At 46.9% G+C, this 273-nt stretch carries 1 pseudogene; it reads right to left on the bottom strand.

The features are described from left to right. Positions 1–273 (bottom strand): annotated as a pseudogene (locus tag ACX5KA_RS01115) (IS4 family transposase); the annotation flags it as partial.

Here is a 273-nt window from a genome sequence, read left to right as displayed (position 1 = left end):
ACTCATCACCAATAGATTTGGCTTCTAGCCTCAGCGTGAAGGTATCCATTTGCATGACTTGCATAAAGAACTCCTGAACCGTTTTGTCTATTTGGTTCATGATCTCTTGTGCGGCGCTGACTCCGTATAGCTTGCTGAGCTCATCAAGCGCTCCCGATATCAGTGCTCTAAAGATAACCCAGAGTCGGCTAGCAAAATCTAAGGTGCACAGACTGTTGATCATGTCGTTACGACTATAACTCAGTCGAGCGGCACCTTCCTCGTGTTGAGTCA

It is taken from the genome of Alteromonas alvinellae, assembly GCF_902705805.1.
Note: the sequence above shows the minus strand (reverse complement) of the source record. Positions and strands in the feature narration are given on the sequence as shown.